The 17,276-nt window shown below is 71.6% G+C and carries 16 protein-coding genes; 2 read left to right on the forward strand and 14 right to left on the reverse strand.

The genetic code is table 11. The annotated features are described in order from the left end of the window. Positions 1-155 precede the first annotated feature (155 nt). From ACWCO3_RS17335 to ACWCO3_RS17380, 10 genes are all read right to left on the reverse strand, one after another. The gene (locus ACWCO3_RS17335; protein ID WP_450010875.1) at positions 156-683 is read right to left on the reverse strand and encodes a dihydrofolate reductase family protein; all 528 of its coding nucleotides are present in this window, start codon (positions 681-683) and stop codon (positions 156-158) included. Between the two features lie 77 nt (positions 684-760). After that, the gene (locus ACWCO3_RS17340; RefSeq protein WP_450010877.1) at positions 761-2,020 is read right to left on the reverse strand and encodes an MFS transporter; all 1,260 of its coding nucleotides are present in this window, start codon (positions 2,018-2,020) and stop codon (positions 761-763) included. A gap of 147 nt (positions 2,021-2,167) precedes the next feature. Beyond that, positions 2,168-3,043, reverse strand: a complete 876-nt coding sequence (htpX, locus tag ACWCO3_RS17345) for a zinc metalloprotease HtpX (RefSeq protein WP_145778864.1) — start codon at positions 3,041-3,043, stop codon at positions 2,168-2,170. Positions 3,044-3,168: 125 nt separating this feature from the next. Next, complete coding sequence (locus ACWCO3_RS17350; RefSeq protein ID WP_357929618.1) at positions 3,169-4,656, reverse strand: NADH-quinone oxidoreductase subunit N; 1,488 nt, start codon at positions 4,654-4,656, stop codon at positions 3,169-3,171. Further along, a complete protein-coding gene (locus ACWCO3_RS17355; RefSeq protein WP_145778862.1) occupies positions 4,653-6,161 on the reverse strand; it encodes a complex I subunit 4 family protein in 1,509 nt (502 codons plus the stop codon). The genes ACWCO3_RS17350 and ACWCO3_RS17355 overlap by 4 nt, the downstream gene beginning before the upstream one ends. After that, complete coding sequence (locus ACWCO3_RS17360) at positions 6,158-8,089, reverse strand: NADH-quinone oxidoreductase subunit 5 family protein (RefSeq protein ID WP_450010880.1); 1,932 nt, start codon at positions 8,087-8,089, stop codon at positions 6,158-6,160. Before ACWCO3_RS17360 ends, ACWCO3_RS17355 begins: the two co-directional genes overlap by 4 nt. After that, positions 8,086-8,448 carry an NADH-quinone oxidoreductase subunit NuoK gene (gene nuoK / locus ACWCO3_RS17365; RefSeq protein ID WP_145778860.1) on the reverse strand — a complete coding sequence of 121 codons (363 nt, stop codon included), beginning with the start codon at positions 8,446-8,448 and terminating at the stop codon, positions 8,086-8,088. Before nuoK ends, ACWCO3_RS17360 begins: the two co-directional genes overlap by 4 nt. After that, positions 8,445-9,005, reverse strand: coding sequence for an NADH-quinone oxidoreductase subunit J family protein (locus ACWCO3_RS17370; RefSeq protein ID WP_244311550.1), 561 nt, complete (start codon positions 9,003-9,005; stop codon positions 8,445-8,447). Before ACWCO3_RS17370 ends, nuoK begins: the two co-directional genes overlap by 4 nt. A gap of 25 nt (positions 9,006-9,030) precedes the next feature. Beyond that, positions 9,031-9,639 carry a NuoI/complex I 23 kDa subunit family protein gene (locus tag ACWCO3_RS17375; RefSeq protein WP_450010883.1) on the reverse strand — a complete coding sequence of 203 codons (609 nt, stop codon included), beginning with the start codon at positions 9,637-9,639 and terminating at the stop codon, positions 9,031-9,033. Positions 9,640-9,724: 85 nt separating this feature from the next. Beyond that, positions 9,725-10,150 (reverse strand): ester cyclase, encoded by a 426-nt coding sequence (locus ACWCO3_RS17380; protein WP_145778858.1) that lies wholly within the window; start codon positions 10,148-10,150, stop codon positions 9,725-9,727. A gap of 89 nt (positions 10,151-10,239) precedes the next feature. Between ACWCO3_RS17380 and ACWCO3_RS17385 the strand changes: the two genes are divergently transcribed. Then, on the forward strand, positions 10,240-11,259 hold the full coding sequence (locus ACWCO3_RS17385) for a glutathione S-transferase family protein (protein WP_145778857.1): 1,020 nt from the start codon (positions 10,240-10,242) through the stop codon (positions 11,257-11,259). A 417-nt stretch (positions 11,260-11,676) separates the two neighbouring features. Here ACWCO3_RS17385 and ACWCO3_RS17390 read toward each other — a convergent pair whose 3' ends face one another. Next, the gene (locus ACWCO3_RS17390; RefSeq protein WP_145778856.1) at positions 11,677-12,639 is read right to left on the reverse strand and encodes a complex I subunit 1/NuoH family protein; all 963 of its coding nucleotides are present in this window, start codon (positions 12,637-12,639) and stop codon (positions 11,677-11,679) included. Then, the gene (locus tag ACWCO3_RS17395; protein WP_450010886.1) at positions 12,639-13,430 is read right to left on the reverse strand and encodes an NADH-quinone oxidoreductase subunit C; all 792 of its coding nucleotides are present in this window, start codon (positions 13,428-13,430) and stop codon (positions 12,639-12,641) included. Before ACWCO3_RS17395 ends, ACWCO3_RS17390 begins: the two co-directional genes overlap by 1 nt. Positions 13,431-13,535: 105 nt before the next feature. Here ACWCO3_RS17395 and ACWCO3_RS17400 point away from each other — a divergent pair, with 105 nt between their 5' ends. Then, the gene (locus ACWCO3_RS17400) at positions 13,536-14,579 is read left to right on the forward strand and encodes a glucose 1-dehydrogenase (protein WP_167524759.1); all 1,044 of its coding nucleotides are present in this window, start codon (positions 13,536-13,538) and stop codon (positions 14,577-14,579) included. 16 nt (positions 14,580-14,595) lie between these two features. Here ACWCO3_RS17400 and ACWCO3_RS17405 read toward each other — a convergent pair whose 3' ends face one another. After that, complete coding sequence (locus ACWCO3_RS17405) at positions 14,596-15,912, reverse strand: DUF2252 domain-containing protein (protein ID WP_450010889.1); 1,317 nt, start codon at positions 15,910-15,912, stop codon at positions 14,596-14,598. A 401-nt stretch (positions 15,913-16,313) separates the two neighbouring features. Beyond that, positions 16,314-16,895 carry an NADH-quinone oxidoreductase subunit B gene (locus tag ACWCO3_RS17410; protein WP_145778852.1) on the reverse strand — a complete coding sequence of 194 codons (582 nt, stop codon included), beginning with the start codon at positions 16,893-16,895 and terminating at the stop codon, positions 16,314-16,316. Between the last annotated feature and the right edge of the window lie 381 nt (positions 16,896-17,276).

Below are 17,276 nucleotides of genomic sequence, written 5' to 3' on the forward strand. Positions count from 1 at the left end.
GTCCGGCCCTCTGGTCCCCGCGTCTGTTCCGGGAAAGCGCGGTCAACGCTCAACGGTGCCCCAATAATCCGTGCCGCGATAGAAACCAGTGGTGAGTTGCGCGGATCTTGGGCGTAAGGCGTGGGCGAGGGGCGAGAGGCCGAAGGCGAGCGGCCTCAGTAGGCGACGCGGTACCAGTGCTCGGTCTCGCCGGGCAGGCGCACCATCCGCACCTTGGTGCCGCCCGGGTGGTCGAACATGCGTACCCCGTCTCCGAGCAGCACCGGGGCGAAGAACATGAGGACCTCGTCGAGCAGCCCGGCCTCGATGCACTGCTTGGCCACGTTCGCGCCGAGGACGTTGACGTACTTGTCCCCGGCGGCCTCCTTGGCCTGGGCGACGGCGGTGTGCAGGTCACCGACGAACGTGACGTCCGCGGGTGGCTCGGCCGGGGGCCGGTGGGTGAGGACGAACACCGGCCCGTGGTACTGGCCGCCGAACGCGCCTTCGTTGTCGGTGCCGCGGTTCGGGTCGTCGCCGCCGAACGTGCCGTTTCCGGCCAGGATCGCGCCGACACTGTGCAGCAGGCGCTCCGCCGTCGGATTCTCACCCCCGAGGTGGTCGGTCAGCCACGACATGTCACCGCCTGGGCCGGCGATGTAGCCGTCGAGTGATGCCGTCGCCGAATATAGAACCTTGGCCATCAGCCGAGGGTACGGCGCACTGCCCCACAGCGCCGCGTGGATCAAGCGGCGAAGAAGACGAGCCAGAAGACAGCGGGTCAGGCGGGGACGGGCTGTTCGGCGCGTACCGCAGTGGTTTCCGCGCGGGCGATGGGCCCGGCGGGGAGCGCGGCGACCCCGGCCGCGACGGCGACCGCCGCTCCGGCGAAGAGGAACGCCCAGCGGACGCCGCCGGCGTGGTCGACGATCAGGCCGGCGACCGAGCCGCCGGCCGCGCTCGCCGCGACGGCCACGGTGACGACCCAGGTGTACGCCTCGTTCAGCATGCCGGCGGGGGCGATCCGGCCGACCAGGGTGTTCTCCAGGGTCAGCGCGGGCGCGATGGTGGCTCCGCCGACGACCAGCGCGACTCCCAAAGCCAGCGGGGTGGGCATCACCGAGAACACCGCGAAGGTGCCGGCGAGGGCGGCGAGGAGCAGGGCGAACTGGCGGGTCATGTTCGGTGCCGGCTTGCGGACGCCGAACCACACGCCGCCGGCGGCGCTGCCGAGCCCCCAGACAGCGAGGAGAAGACCGGCCAGGCTCTCCGGGTCGTCGGTGGTGTGGCCGCTCGCGTACGCCGGAACGATCACGCCGGCGGCGCCGAACGCGATGCCCAGCCCGGCCACGCAGACCAGCAGGGCCGGGAATCCGGCGACCCGCAGCGGCCCGAGGCCTCTGGCGTGGTGCTCCTTGGGGTGCGGCTGCCAGCCGCGCATGACCTGGCCGAGGGCCACGGCGGTGGTGCCGGCCAGGGTGACGACGGCCGCGCCGATCAGCGCGGCTGCCGCGTCAGCGACCAGGACGAAGCCGGCGACCAGCAGCGGGCCGAGCACGAAGACGATCTCGAAGAGCGTGGTCTCGGCGGCCAGGGCGGTGTTGCGCAGGGCGTACCGGCCGGAGTTGGGACCGGTCAGGTCGTTCCAGGCGCCTCGGATGGCGGCGGTGAGCGGCGGGTACGTGGCACCGGCCACGCCGCTGGCGAGGTAGATGACGGCCAGGGCGTCGTCGCCCGAGCGGCTGGCGAGCAGCAGCCCGGTGAGCGCCAGGGGGTGGGCCACGGCGGTGACCAGGAGGACGGGGCTGGGGCCGACCCGGTCGGCGATCCGCCCTGCTATCGGGCTGAGCGCGGCGCCGGCGACGGCGTAGATCCCGCCTGCCACGGCGGCCAGCGAGTATCGCCCGGTCACCTGCTCGACCACCAGGAGCAGCGCCAGCGGGGTCATGCCGATCCCGAGCCGCCCGATGATGCCGGTGACCAGCAGCATCGGCGCGCCCGGGATTCGCCAGACTCCCAGGTACTGACGCAGCGCGACCACGGTGGACCTCCCGAGGATGTAATGAGTGTGAGCCGTTTACGACCCTAACGGCACGGTGCGACGGCAGACAGCGGTTATCGGCTCCGACACAGCACTCCGCCCGTACCCGGGGCGACCGGGTACGGGCGGAGGCGTCGATCAGCGGGGTCAGCGCTGGAACTGCACCGGCCCCGAGTTGCGGGCCATCTGCTCCAGCCGGGCGACCCGGTCCTCCATCTTCGGGTGCGTGGCGAACAGCGCCGCCATGCCGCCGCCCCGGAACGGGTTGGCAATCATGAGGTGCGCGGTGCTGGTGAGCTGGCCCTGGGCCGGCAACGGCCGACGTCGGGCCACCGCATCGATCTTGCGGAGCGCGCTGGCCAGGGCGAGCGGGTCGCGGCTCAGCTCGGCGCCCGAGGCGTCCGCCTGGAACTCACGGCTCCGGCTGATCGCCAACTGGATCACGGTCGCCGCGATCGGGCCCAGGATCAGGGTCAGCAGCAGGACGGCCGGGTTCGGCCGGTCCTCGTCGTCCCCGCCGCCGATCGGGATGAAGAAGGCGAGGTTCGCCAGCAGGGTGATGATGCTGGCCAGGCCCGCCGCCACGCTGGAGATCAGGATGTCCCGGTTGTAGACGTGGGACAGCTCGTGCCCGATCACGCCGCGCAGCTCGCGGTAGTCGAGGATCTCGGTGATGCCCTGGGTCACGCAGACCGCCGCGTGCTGCGGGTTACGACCCGTGGCGAACGCGTTGGGCTGTGCGGTGGGGCTCACGTAGAGCCGGGGCATCGGCTGCCGGGCGTCGGCCGCCAACTCCCGCACCATCCGGTACAGCTCGGGGAACTGTGCCTCGGTGACCGGTTGCGCCCCCATCGAGCGCAGTGCGAGCTTGTCGGAGTAAAAGTAGGAAACGCCGTTCATGACCAGCGAGATGACGACAGCGATGACCAGGCCACCACTGCCACCGAACCAGTAGCCCACCGCCAGGATCAGGGCGCTGAGCAGGCCAAGCAGCGCTGCGGTCTTCAGACGGTTGTGGTGCACGATCTCTCCTTCGGTGCACGGATCGCCGGGATCCGCTGACCGGTGCAACAACCCGGTACCCGCCAACCATCCGTTACAACGCTGAGAGTTGACTGAGACTGCGCCGCAGGTCAGGCCAGGTCGGGTCAGCGGCCGGCGACGTCGAGCACCAACTGCGGGGCGACGCCGAGCACCACGGCGGCCACCGTCGTCACCGCCAGCACCACGGCCACCACACCCACCAGGGGTACGGCCGCAACGCCGCCGCCACCCGGGGTGGCGGGAGACGTGGGCGCCCAGAGGGCGGCGGTCACCCGCAGGTAGTAGGCAAGCCCGATCACCGCGTTCAGTGCCACCACGAGCGCCAGCCAGGCCGCACCGCCGTCCAGCAGCGCCCGGACCACTGTCACCTTCGCGAACAGGCCGGCGAGCCCTGGTGGCAGGCCGGCCAGGCCCACCAGCGCGAGACCGAGCGCCGCCGCCCGCCACGGGTGCCGGCGGGCCGCCCCGCGCAGGTCGTCCAGCGTGCCGCCGTCGGCACCGGTCGGGCGCAGCGCGGTCACCCCGGCGAACGCGGCCAGCTCCAACACCACGAAGAAGACGGCGTACGCCACAGCGGCGGCGTACGCGGCGGAGCGGGCGTCGTCAGTGCGACCGGCGGCCAGCGCCAACGCCCCCAGCGGGGCGAGGATGTAGCCAGCCTGGGCGACGGACGACCACGCGAGCAGCCGGACGGTACGCCGCTGCCGCAGCGCGACCAGGTTGCCGACGGTCATCGTGAGCACCGCGAGGACGGCGAGCACCGGGCCGGTCTGGTCCGCCGGTAGTGCCCGCTGCACCACGGCGAGCAGGGCGACCAGGCCACCCAGTTTCGACGCGGTGGACAGGTACGCGGCCACCGGCAGCGGCGCGCCGTCGTAGGTGGCCGGCGCCCACGCGTGGAACGGCACCGCCGCCACCTTGAAGGCCAACCCGACCAGCAGTACCGCCACCGCCGCGGTGGTCAGTGGCAGGTCCCGCAGCTCCGGCCGGTCGGCGAGCAACGTACTGAGTCGGTCCAGGTGCAGCCCACCGGTCACCGCGTACAGCAGGGCAGCGCCGAGCAGCGTCAGCGTGGTGGCGACCACGCTGACCACGAAGAACGTCACCGCCGCCTCGGCGCTGGCGAGACTGCCCCGACGCAGGCCGACCAGCACGTACAGCGGCAGGGTCAGCGTCTCCAGGGCGACGATCAGGGTGATCAGGTCACCGGCCGCACCGAGCACCACGCCGCCGGTCATCGAGCAGGCCAGCAGGAAGCAGTATTCCCCCACCGGTGACCGCCCGGCCCGTAGCGCGGGCACCGACAGCCCGAGCACCCCCACTGTGAGCAGCGCGACCACCGCGCCGACCAGGGCGGCGCGACCGCCGAAGATCCAGGAGCAGTCGGCTCCGACACAGAAGGTCCGCCGCTCACCACCCATGCCGACCACTGCCGAGCCGACGGCGGTGCCGAGCGCACCCAACGCGGCCGCCACGATCGTGGCCCGTGGCCGGGCCAGGATCAGGTCGGTGAGGAGCACGAGTACGGCGGTGCCGGCGGCCAGGTAGGCCGGGAGCAGCGCGACGCTGTCCACGCTCTGCACACCAGTCATGGGAGGACCACCCCGATCAGGGCGTCGACGGGAGTCTCGGCGACGCCGAGGACCAGCGCCGGGGCCAGCCCGATGGCCAACGCGAGCAGCACCAGCGGGACCCAGGCGGTCAACTCCGCACCGGCCAGGCCGGGACCGACCTGCCCGACGGCGGGGCTCGGACGGTTGTGGGTGACCTGGCGCAGCAACCGCAGGAAGTACGCGGCGGTGAGCGCACCGCCGACCGCCGCCAGCACCCCGAGGGTGGTCCAGAGCGGTCCGCCCACCTGGACGGCAGCGATCACCGCGAAGGCCTCACCCCAGAAGCCGGCCAGCCCGGGCAGGCCGAGCGACGCGATGGCCGCGAACGCGAGCAGACCTGCCAACCGGGGTGCGGTCTCCCGCAGCCCGGACAACTCGGCGAGCGCACCGGTGCCGGTACGGTCCTTCACCGCACCGGCCAGGAAGAACAGCAGACCGGTGATCACACCGTGCGCGACGTTGCCGATCAGCGCGGCCTGTATACCGGTGGTGGTCAGCGTGGCGACTCCCAGCAGCACGAAGCCCATGTGTCCCACGCTGGAGTACGCGATGAGCCGCTTCACGTCCGACTGGGCCAGGCAGACCAGCGAACCGACCAGGATCGCGGCCACGGCCAGCACGCCGAGCGCCGGCGCCGCCCAGCGGGCACCCTCCGGCGCAACCCCCACCGCCACCCGGATCAGACCGTAGGTGCCCATCTTGAGCAGCACGCCGGCCAGCACGACACTGCCCACCGTGGGTGCCTGGGTGTGCGCGTCGGGCAGCCAGGAGTGCAACGGCCACAGCGGGCTCTTCACCGCGAACGCCACCGCGAGCAGTGTGAACGCGGCCAACTGGGTGCCCCGGGACATCCCCGCGCCACCGGTCAGCGTCATCAGGTCGGCGGTGCCGGCGGCGGCGACCACGACGTACACGCCGACCAGCAGCAGTACCGAGCCGAACAGGGTGTAGAGGGCGAACTTGCGGGCCGCCCGACGCCGGTCCGTGCCGCCCCAGCCGGCGATGATCGCGTACATCGGGAGGAGGACGACTTCGAAGAACAGGAAGAACAGCACCAGGTCCAGGGCGAGGAACGTGCCCAGGATGCCCACCTCGACCACCAGCAGCAACGCGACAAGCGCCCGGCCGCTGCCGCCGTCGGGGACCCGCCACATCGTGTACGCGCAGCACAGCAGCGTGAGCAGCGCGGTCAACACCACCAGCGGCCACGAGATGCCGTCCACGCCGAGGTGGAAGCGCAACTCCAGACCGGGCACCCACTGCAGGTCCAGTTGGTGCCACGGACGCACCGCCGGAGCGTCGGCCGACCAGGTGACCCAGCCTCGACCGCCGAACACCAGCGGCACCGCGGCCAGCAGTGTCAGCGCCGCAGCGACAGTGCCGACCAGTCGGGCCGCCCGATCCCGGGGGATCGCGGCCACCGCGACCGCGCCGAGCGCCGGCACCGCCAGGACAGCGACGAGCAACACCTGCCCGAACGTCATTGAGTTACTCCGATCAGGGCGGCGGCCAACCCGATCAGCAGCGCGCCGGCCAGCACGCCGGCGGCGGCCCGGGGCAGCGCCGCCCGGTGCAGCACGGCCAACCCCGCCCCCAGCGCGGACGCGGCCCGACCGCTGCCCTCGACAGCGCCGTCCACCACCACCTCGTCGGTCGTGCGCGCGACGCGGGCCAGCGCCCGGACAGGGCGTACCACGACTGTGTGCTGGACGTCGTCGAGCCGGAACGCGCTGGCGAAGACCGGCCGCAGCGGACCCAGCGCGACCGCCGGATCGGCGGTCGGATCGCGTCGCCAACGCAGCCACACCAGCCCGGCGCCGACCAGCAGCAACGCGAGCGGCAACAGCACCCCCGGGCCGAGGTGGACCAGGCCGTCCTCGGAGCCGGCCACCGGAACTGTGGGGAAGCGCAGACGGTCGGCGAACGCCCCGACGAACCCGGCAAGACCGAGCAGCGCGGCCGGCACGGCCAGCAGCAGTACCGGCCAGCGCAGCACCGCCGGCGGGTCGTGCGGCTGGACCAGCGGCAGGCGGGGTGCGCCGAAGAAGGCGCGAAGCAGCAGGCGACCGGCGTACCAGGCGGTGATCGCGACGCCGAGCAACCCGGCCATCCACACCAGCCAGCCCACCCAGGACGGGGCCGGGCCGGTGCCCTCCAGCGCGGCGGCTTCGGCCACCGTCAACACACCGTCCTTGCTCCAGAAGCCGGCGAACGGCGGCACCCCGGCCAGTGCGCCCAGGCCCACCACGGTGCACCAAAACGTGACAGGCATGCTGCGGCGCAGCCCGCCCATCTCCGACATCAGCGTGGTGCCGACCGCATGGATCACCGCGCCCGCAGCGAGGAACAACAGCGCCTTGAACGCGGCGTGGGTCAACAGGTGGAACAGCGCCGCCGACGGGGAGCCGACGGCCAGTGCACCCGTCATATAACCCAGTTGGGACACCGTCGACCAGGCCAGCACGCGTTTGATGTCGTCCTGCGCGGTCGCGGCGAGCGCGCCGAGCAGCAGGGTGATCGCGCCGACCACCCCGAGCACCGTCAGCGTCACCGGAGCGGCAGTGAACAGCGGGTAGAGGCGGGCCACCGCGTACACCCCGGCGGCGACCATCGTCGCGGCGTGGATCAGCGCCGAGATCGGCGTCGGGCCGGCCATCGCGTCCGGCAACCAGGTGTGCAGGGGGAACTGCGCGCTCTTACCGGCGACCCCGGCGAGCAGCAGCAGACCGGCGGCGGTCAACGTCGCGCCGGAGTGGTCGTGGGCGAGCACGTCGGCGATCCGGAAGCTGCCTGTCGACACGCCCAGCAACGCGATGCCGAGCAGGAACCCGACGTCACCGACCCGGGTCACCAGGAACGCCTTCATCGCCGCGGCGGGAGCGCCGGGCAGTCGGCGGTCATGGGCGATCAGCAGGTACGAGCAGAGGCCCATCACCTCCCAACCGACCAGCAGCATGATCAGGTCCCCGGCGACCACCACCAGCAGCATGGCGCCCGTGAAGAGGCTGATCTGGGCGGCGTACGGGGGGTAGCGGTGGTCGACGTCGATGTCGTCGTGCGGACCGCGACGCAGGTACCCGATCGAGTAGACCTGCACGGCCAGGGCGACAGCCGTGACCGCCACCGCGACCAGCGCGGCGGCGCCGTCCAGCCGTACGCCGAGGGTCACCGCCAGCCCGCCGACGTCGACCCAGGTGGTCGACGTCTCCGTCGGCCCGTCGACGGTCAACAGCAGCGCGACGGCCAACGCCAACGCGCCGGCCGCACCGGTCACGCCGAGCGCGACGGCAGCCTGCCGGGCCCGGCCACCGCCGGTCGTGTCGTCAGGACGCGGGGCCGCCGGCAGCAGCAGGCCGGCCAGGCCGGCGGTGAGCGGTACGGCAGGCAGCAACGCCCCGAGCAGCCCAGTCACCGGCTCGCCTCCGTGTCCAGAACAGCCGTCTCGCGACCGTCGACTGTCTGCGTCGGCTCGGTCAGCGGCACGTCGTCGACAGCAACGGTGGCCCGCAACCGGTAGAGCTGCAGGACGATGGCCAACCCCACGCCGATCTCGGCGGCGGCGAGGACGATGACGAACAGCGCGAAGACCTGCCCCGAGTGCGGGAGTACGGCGCGGGCGGTGCTGTCCGCGGTGACCAGGATCAGGTTGACCGCGTTGAGCATCAACTCGACCGACATCAACACCAGCACCGCGTTGCGTCGACGCAGTACGCCGTAGACGCCGAGCCCGAACAGCAGCGCGGCGGTGACGTACGGGATGACCGGCCTCACCGGCGCCCCCCGGGCTCCGCGTCGGCCAGTTCGGTGGGTGCCGCCGTCGCGCGGCTGGGCGGACGGCCGATGTCCGGTCGGGACAGCACGATCGCGCCCACCAGGGCGGACAACAGCAGCACCGAGAGCACCTCGAACGGCAACACCCAGGACTGGAAGATCTGCTCCCCCAGCCGCTCAGCGGTGCCCGTGTCGGGCAACGCGACGGTGCTCCAGCGGTACGCGTCGACGAGCAGCGCGGTCAACCCCAGCCCGGCGCCGCCACCGATCAGGGCGGCCGGCCAGCCCGGCCGGTCCAGGTCGTCGGAGGCACCGATCGGCGCCCGGGTCAGCATCACCGCGAACAACAGCAGGACCACCACAGCGCCCACGTAGATCAGCACCTGCACCCAGGCCACCAACTCGGCGCTGAGCACCAGGAAGTCACCGGCCAACGCGCCCAGGCACACCACCAGGTAGAGGCCGGCACGGACCAGGTGTCTGGTGGTCACCACCAGCACACCGGCACCGACCGCCACCGCGCCGAGGGCGAGCAGCAGCACATCCGCCCCGGTCACCGGCACACCTCCCCGGCTCGGGCGGTCACGACGCGGGGTCCTGGTCGGCTTCGGGGCGTACCGATGGAAAAGCCGGACGGGCGGCGGCGGCCTTGCGCGCGGCGGCCGTCTCCTCCTTGGCCGGCTCGCCGTTGGGGTCGTGCGCGGGCGGTGGCGGCACGGTGGCCATCCACTGACCGAGGTGGTCCTTGTCGTGCAGCAGGTCCTTGATGTCGTACTCGGCGTACTCGAACTCCGGCGACCAGTAGAGCGCGTCGAACGGGCAGACCTCGATGCAGATACCGCAGTACATGCAGAGCGAGAAGTCGATGTCGAACTTGTCGAGCACGTTGCGCTGCCGGGGGCGGGCGGCGCCGGGCACCGCCACCTCCTCCTTGTGGGAGTCGATGTAGATGCACCAGTCCGGACACTCGCGCGCGCAGAGCATGCAGACCGTGCAGTTCTCCTCCGACAGCGCGATCACGCCCCGCGAGCGGGGCGGCAGGTCGGGGGCGACGTCCGGGTACTGCTGGGTGGTCGACCGGCTGGTCATCGTCTTGAGGGTGACCGCCAACCCCTTCACCAGGCCCGCGCCGGGAAGGCCCCCGCGTTCGCTGGCGCCACCGTGCTCGCTGGGGTCGCTCATGTCGACCATCCTGCCCTGTGGCCCCGGCGCGCGCGACCACCACCCGCGGGTCGACGGCCCTACGGGGTACGCGAGGAGCGCGGTGGCCTGCCGATCAGTCGGACCCGTTGACGACGGTCGGGGGCAGCATCTCGACGCCGAGTTGTTGCAGCAACTGGAACAACTCGGTGCTGCTCCACACCTCGACGATCCGGCCCGCCGGGTCGAAGCGCAGGAACGTCGCGCCCGAGTAGCTCACGACCTGACCAGTCGGCGGCACCGGCCCGAACTGCCCTACGTGGGTGCCGGCCGCCCGCCAGTGCACCGCCACGCGCTCGCCGGCCGCCACCACGTCCACGATCTTGTAGCGCAGGTCGGGGAAGGCCGCCCGGCGCTCGCGATGCCAGGCCAACGTCGCCTCCGGCCCGGTGCCGCCCAGCCCCGGGCACTCCTCGGCGACCAACTCGTACGCCGATTCCTCCCGACGCGCGTTCCACACGTCGGCGATGAACCGCCGGGCCGCCGCCTCCACATCCGTCATGCCGGCGAGGGTATCCGGGCTCACCGCGTCGATCGGTCGGAGATCGGTAAGGATGGGGAGCAGGGCAGCAACACGACCGGGAGGCTGACGTGGGCGAGGAAACAGGCGGCAAGTACGTCGAGCCGGGTGGCGAGTTCACCCGCGACCAGCGGTACATCGCCACTCGGATCACCAAGGACGGACGCGACGGGTACCCGGTGGAGCCGGGCCGGTACCGGCTGGTGGTCAGTCGGGCCTGCCCGTGGGCCAACCGCCTGATCATCGTGCGACGGCTGCTCGGCCTGGAGGACGCCCTCTCGATGGGGGTGGCCGGCCCCACCCACGATGCTCGGAGCTGGACGTTCGACCTCGACCCGGACGGCCGGGACCCGGTGCTCGGCATCGAGCGCATCCAGGAGGCGTACTTCAAGCGCTTCCCCGGCTACGAGCGCGGCATCACCGTGCCGGCGATCGTGGACGTGCCGACCGGGCAGGTGGTGACCAACGACTACGCGCAAATGAGCCTCGACCTGTCGACGCAGTGGGTCGCGTACCACCGCGACGGCGCGCCGCAGCTCTACCCCGAGCACCTCCGCGCGCAGATCGACGAGGTCAACGACGTGGTGTTCCGGGACGTCAACAACGGCGTCTACAGGTGTGGTTTCGCGGGCAGCCAGGAGGCGTACGACAAGGCGTACCACCGGCTCTTCGACCGGCTGGACTGGCTCACCGAGCGGTTGACCGACCAGCGTTACCTGGTTGGCGACACCATCACCGAGGCGGACGTGCGGCTGTTCACCACGCTGGTCCGCTTCGACCCGGTCTACCACGGTCACTTCAAGTGCAACCGGCAGAAGTTGAGCGAGATGCCGGTGCTGTGGGCGTACGCCCGGGACCTGTTCCAGACCCCCGGTCTCGGCGACACCATCGACTTCGACCACATCAAGCGGCACTACTACGAGGTGCACCGCGACATCAACCCAACCGGGATCGTGCCGCTCGGGCCCGACCTGTCCAACTGGCTCATTCCGCACGGCCGGGACGCGCTGGGTGGCCGCCCCTTCGGTGACGGCACCCCGCCCCCGCCGCCGGTCGAGCCGGTCGACCCCGCGCACACCCCGCTGCGCTGAGCCGATCCGACCCACCTGACGCCGGTTCGTCGCCAAGATCCGCGCAACATCAGGGTTGTTGGTGTCTCCCGCGTGTCGGAGGCAGCAATATCCGGGACGTTGCTCGGATCTTGGGGCGTGGGCGTCGGGGGTGGGGCGTGGGGCGTGGGGTGCCGGACGTGGGGCGTGGGTGCGGCCCATCGGGCTCGCCAGCGGCGGACCTGGCGCTGGACATGATCGTGAGGCGCTTTCGAGCTGAATCGTTTGTGACATCAGGCGGTATCTCGGCCGCCGCGGTGGTGCCGGGCAGCCACCGATTCGTTTACGACATCAGCTCGAAAGCGTCTCTCGGGCCCGGTCCGGAGCGCCGCGCGACATCAACCCGAAGCGCCGCGGGCGGACCCTCCGTCGGCTCGAGACGATCGCGAGGGGAGCTGCCTACAGGGCGATGCGGACGGCGGCGGTGAGGACCAGTTGCCCGAGGGACGCGGGGACCAGCACCAGCCAGCAGAGCCGTTGCAGCTGGTCCTCGCGCAGCCGGGGGTAGGACACCCGGAGCCAGATGATCACGAACGACACGGCGAAGATCTTGAGTAGCGTCCAGAGCCAGCCGAGCTGGTCGTCGGCGAACGGGCCCTGCCAACCGCCGAGGAACAGCACAGTGGTCAGCGCGGCGATCACCACGATCCCGACGTACTCGGCGAGCAGGAAGAACGCGAAACGCAGCCCGGTGTACTCGGTCATGTAGCCGAAGACCAGCTCCGAGTCGGCCACCGGCATGTCGAACGGCGGTCGGCGGATCTCGGCCAGCCCGGCGACGAAGAAGATGATCATCGCGGGCGCCTGCCAGAGCAGCCACCACGGCTGCCACGCCTCGACGATGCCGGAGAGGCTGAGCGTGCCCGCCGCCATCGCCACGGAGGCGGCGGCCAGCACCAACGGCAGCTCGTAACCGAGCAGTTGGGCGGCCCCGCGCAGCCCACCGAGCAGGCTGTACTTGTTTGCCGACGCCCACGCCGACATCAGCACCGCCACGACCCCGACACCGACCACGGCCAGCACGAAGAACAGGCCGATGTCCAGAGGTTGCCCGACCAGGTCGTTCGGGCCGAGCGGGATGACCAGCAGCACCAGCAGGTAGGGCACCAGCGCCACCGCCGGGGCCAACCGGAACACCGCCCGGTCCGCCTCCCGCGGGGTCACGTCCTCCTTCTGCACGAACTTGACCCCGTCGGCGACCAACTGGGCCCAGCCGTGGAAGCCGCCCGCGTACATCGGGCCGAGGCGCCCCTGCATGTGCGCCATCACCTTGTGCTCGGCCTGACCCACCAGCAGCGGCAGGGTGAGGAATGCGACCACCACCCCACCGATCCGGAGCACCAGCTCCACCCAGAGCGGCATCAGGTCGTACCCCCGTCGTGGTCGGGCCGGTCGTCGCCCGCCGCCGGCCCCGGCGCGGCCCGGTCGGTCGGTGCCGGGCCGTCGTTGTCGGCGGCAGACCGGGGAGTACGCGCCGGACGGGCCCCCGGGGCGGGCCGCGCCGGACGCTCACCGGCCGGCCTGGCCGGGGTGCCGCCGCGCGGGCCCTCCCCCACACCACCCGCGCCGGCCGGGGTGGGCGTGGTGCCCCACTCGCCCGGAGCGGGAACGCCCGGGGGGCGGATCGGCCGACGCCCGCCGCCGGCCTCCGACTCGCCCGGTTCCTTCGCGCCCGGCCAGGGCTTGGCCACCCGGGACGCGAGCACGAACTCCTTGCGCAGCGGGTGACCCTCGAACTCCGGGGGCAGCAGCAGCGGCCGCAGCTCCCCGTGGCCGGCGAAGTCGATGCCGAACATCTCGTGGGTCTCCCGCTCGTGCCAGGCGGCACCCGGGTAGACGTCGACGACCGAGGCGACAGTGGCCGCACCGCGCGGCAACCGGGTACGCAGCAGCACACCGTGGCGCAGCCGCGTCGACCAGAGGTGCGCCACCACGTCGAAGCCGTCCGCCAGCTCGTCCACGGCGGAGAGCCAGTCGAAGAAGTCGCAGGCCAGCTCGGTGTCGTCGCGGGCCGCGCGGACAGCGGCCAGCCAATTCGCCGGTGGCACGTCGACTGTGGCGCGGGCGAACCGTTGCCCGCCGGAGACCGACGGGGTCACCTCGACGGGCGCGAGCAGCGCGACCAGCCGAGCGCCGACCTCTTCGGGAGTCATGCCGCTGATCCTAGTGCCGCCCGCACCCGCACCCGGTCGCCGCCGATGCCCAGCGATCTGCCGGCTTTGGGCGCGGCGCAGCCCTCGGCGGGGAAGGATGAGGGCGTGCGCGCTGTGACTGTGAGACCCGGGGTGGCCAACTCGCTGAGCCTCGAGGACCAACCGGAGCCGGATGCCGAGGAGGGCTCGGTCCTGGTCGAGGCGTTGGCGGTCGGCATCTGCGGCACGGACCACGAGATCATCGCCGGGGACTACGGCGAGGCGCCGCCGGGCGCGGACCGCCTGATCATCGGGCACGAGTCGCTGGGCCGGGTGATCGAGGACGTGAGCGGCACCCTGCAACCCGGCGACCTGGTGGCCGGGATCGTCCGGCACCCCGACCCGGTCCCCTGCCCGAACTGCGCGGTCGGCGAGTGGGACATGTGCCGCAACGGTCAGTACACCGAGCACGGCATCAAGGCGCTACCCGGGTTCGCCCGCGACCGCTGGCGGATCGAGCACCAGTACGCGGTCAAGCTCGACCCGGCGCTGGCCCAGGTCGGCGTGCTGTTGGAGCCGACCAGCGTGGTGGCGAAGGCCTGGGACCACATCGAGCGGATCGGGCACCGGGCCGAGTGGCAGCCGCAGACCGTCCTGGTGACCGGGGCCGGCCCGATCGGGTTGCTGGCCGCGTTGCTCGGCGCCCAGCGCGGGCTCACCGTGCACGTGCTGGACCGCAACACCGAAGGGCCGAAGCCGGAGCTGGTCGCCGGGCTCGGCGCCACCTACCACACGGTGCCGGTCAACGAGCTGCCGTTCGAACCGGACGTGGTGATCGAGTGCACCGGCGCCCCCACCGTGGTCCTAGACGTCATGTGCAAGGCGGCGCCGAACGGGATCGTCTGCCTCGCCGGGGTGTCCAGCGGGGGCCGGACCATCGACTTCGACGCCGGGGCGCTCAACCGGGCGCTGGTGCTGGAGAACAACGTGGTGTTCGGCTCGGTGAACGCCAACCGGCGGCACTGGAGCATGGCCGCGCAGGCGCTCGCCCGCGCCGACCAGGTCTGGCTCGAATCCCTCGTCACCCGTCGGGTGCCCGTGAACCGGTACGCCGACGCGTACACCCCCGGGCCGGACGACATCAAGGTGGTGCTGGAGTTCGCGTCCTGAGTGACGCCTCGCCCGCTCAGATCCCCGGCAGCCGACCGTTGCGGAACAGGTCGACGAAGAGTTGGTGGTCCTGTCGGGCGCGCACCCCGTACGCGTGCGCGAAGTCCACCAGGTGAGCGACGAAGCCCTGCTCGTCGGTGTCCACCGCAGCGACGATCGCCTCCTCGGTGGAGTAGTCCACCAGGTCGTGACTGGACTCGTCGTCGGCGACCGAGTGCATCCGGGCCACCGCCCGACCGAGGTCGACGAGCACCCCGGTCAGCTCCTCCGGCTCGTTCACGTCGGACCAGTCCAGGTCGGCGGCGTACGGGGACACCTCGGCGACGAGCTGACCGGCGCCGTGCAACTCGGTGAAGCCCAACCACGGGTCGGCGTGCGCCTGCAACGCCCGCTGCGACTCGGCGGTCCGGTGCCCCTGGTGCTGGAAGTAGCCCCGGACCGTCTCGTCGGTGACGTACCGCGCCACGGCCGGCACCTGCGCCTGCTTCATGTAGATGACGACGTCGTTCTCCAGGGCCTGGGTGTGCCCCTCCAGCAGCAGGTTGTACGACGGCAGGCCGGCCGAGCCGATGCCCACGCCCTTGCGCAGCACCACGTCCTTGATCCGCGCCGCCACCGGCCGTAGCTGCGTCGAGCCGGTCGGCAGGGTGCCCAGATAATCCTGGAAGGCGGCGCTCACCAGATCCCGGGTGGCGTCGTCGATCTCGAAGACACCGTCGCCGATGGAAAAGCGCCGCTCGTAGTTGTCGATGGTGGTCTGCGCGGCGAGCAGGTCGACGCGGGTGTTGAGCCGTGCCTGCTGGAGCACCCGGCGCAGCACGCCGTCGGCGTTGTCCAGGGTGATCGAGCCGATCGCGTCGTCACCGCCGGCGGCGATCGCCCGCAACTCGGTCAGGTACGACCGCGCGAAGCCGGCCACCAGGTCCCCGATCGCCGTGTCGGAGAGGGCCTTGCCGTAGCCGAGCAGCGCCACGCTGGCCGCGAGCCTCCGTAGGTCCCAGGTGAACGGCCCGACGTACGCCTCGTCGAAGTCGTTGACGTTGAACACCAGTTGCCCGGACGCGTTCATGTAGGTGCCGAAGTTCTCCGCGTGCAGGTCACCGTGGATCCACACCCGGCTGGTCCGCTCGTCGGAGTAACGGTCGTCGGCGAAGTCGCCGCGCTGGTCGGCGTAGAACAGCGCGGCGCTGCCCCGGTAGAAGGCGAACGGCGACGCGGCCATCTTGCGGAACTTGCGGCGGAAGGCGGCCGGGTCGATCGCCATCGACGCACCGAACTCCTCGGTGAGTACGTCGACGATGTGGGCGGACCGCCGATCCACTGAACTGCTCATGAACCGCAGGCTAGTCCGGCTCGGCCACCCCGGACGCCGGACAACCGACTTGCCCCATTCAACCGAAAGGTCAGCACGGGGCAGCTCTGGGCGGTCTCGTCACCGATGCTGTACCGGACGCGGATCGATGGTTGTGCAACGGCAACCACACCATGGGTTCGCTGACGTCTATCTAGCCAGCCGACGTGATCGGCGCCGGCTGCCGTCACGGGAGGACAGATAGTCATGTTCCAAAAAACGGGGACTACTCACCGCCGCGCCGCTCGGCCTGACCGCGACGGTCGCCACGACCGGGTCGGCGGTCGCCGCGCCCGTCGGCGCCGGTGACCACACGCTCTCGGTGAGCAGGCTGATCCTGAGCCCGACCGGCCGGGGATACCAGGGCAGCGGCTCGGCCGCCGTCAGTTGGTGGTGGGCGGGCGCACCGGTGGCGCGGTGAGGGAGTCGACAGAACGCGGGGCAGCGGCTTCGCGGGGCGGCGCGTCCAACGGCGCGGCCAACACGTCACGCTGCGGCACGCCACCGATGCCGGACTGCTCGGCGGCGATCTTCTCCTGTAGGCGCAGGATGCCGTGCAGCAGCGCCTCCGGCCGGGGCGGGCAGCCAGGCACGTAGACGTCGACGGGGATGAGCTGGTCCACACCCTTGGTCACCGAGTACGAATCCCAGTAGGGGCCACCGCAGTTGGAGCAGGCGCCGAACGAGATGACGTACTTCGGCTCGGGCATCTGGTCGTAGAGCCGCTTGATCGCCGGAGCCATCTTGTCGGTCACCGTGCCGGAGACCACCATCAGGTCTGCCTGCCGGGGGCCGTGGGCGAACGGGATCACGCCGAGCCGGATGAAGTCGTGGCGACCCATGCTGGTGGCGATGAACTCGATGGCGCAGCAGGCCAGGCCGAAGTTGAACACCCAGAGCGAGTAGCGACGCCCCCAGTTCAACACGAACCGGATCGGCTCACCGAGCACTGCCGGTAGCTGCACGACCGCCCCCTTCTGTCCCCCACCGGACAGTCAACCACAGCGACTCCGAGCCTCGTTCCTGGCTTCGGGCGCGCCACTCAGAGCCACCGACGACGAGGCGCAGGAATCACCATCGAAGCTGACACGGGAAGACGGTTGAGCTGCCGAAAGGGCCCGGCCGACAATCTCGGCCGGGCCCGATCGGGCGTCGTCGTCCCGACGGCACGTCACACTCAGGCCGTCGTCACCGTCGAGCTGGGTCCGGTCAGCTCCCCGCGACACCCGGGCCGGGGCCGATCTCGCCGGGAGCGCCCGGGCCGGGGCCGATCTTCGCGGCCACACCCGGGCCGGGGCCGATCTCGCCCGGAGCACCCGGGCCGGGGCCGATCGCCAGGACCACAC

It is taken from the genome of Micromonospora sp. NPDC002411 (genome assembly GCF_053592955.1).

Bases quoted from the DNA above. Each gene is read 5' to 3' on its own strand.
- ACWCO3_RS17335 (WP_450010875.1), bottom strand. From the start codon at position 683: ATGGCCAAGGTTCTATATTCGGCGACGGCATCACTCGACGGCTACATC.
- ACWCO3_RS17350 (WP_357929618.1), bottom strand. From the start codon at position 4,656: ATGACTGGTGTGCAGAGCGTGGACAGCGTCGCGCTGCTCCCGGCCTAC.
- ACWCO3_RS17355 (WP_145778862.1), bottom strand. From the start codon at position 6,161: ATGACGTTCGGGCAGGTGTTGCTCGTCGCTGTCCTGGCGGTGCCGGCG.
- ACWCO3_RS17375 (WP_450010883.1), bottom strand. From the start codon at position 9,639: ATGGTCGACATGAGCGACCCCAGCGAGCACGGTGGCGCCAGCGAACGC.
- ACWCO3_RS17380 (WP_145778858.1), bottom strand. From the start codon at position 10,150: ATGACGGATGTGGAGGCGGCGGCCCGGCGGTTCATCGCCGACGTGTGG.
- ACWCO3_RS17390 (WP_145778856.1), bottom strand. From the start codon at position 12,639: ATGCCGCTCTGGGTGGAGCTGGTGCTCCGGATCGGTGGGGTGGTGGTC.
- ACWCO3_RS17395 (WP_450010886.1), bottom strand. From the start codon at position 13,430: ATGACTCCCGAAGAGGTCGGCGCTCGGCTGGTCGCGCTGCTCGCGCCC.
- ACWCO3_RS17405 (WP_450010889.1), bottom strand. From the start codon at position 15,912: ATGAGCAGTTCAGTGGATCGGCGGTCCGCCCACATCGTCGACGTACTC.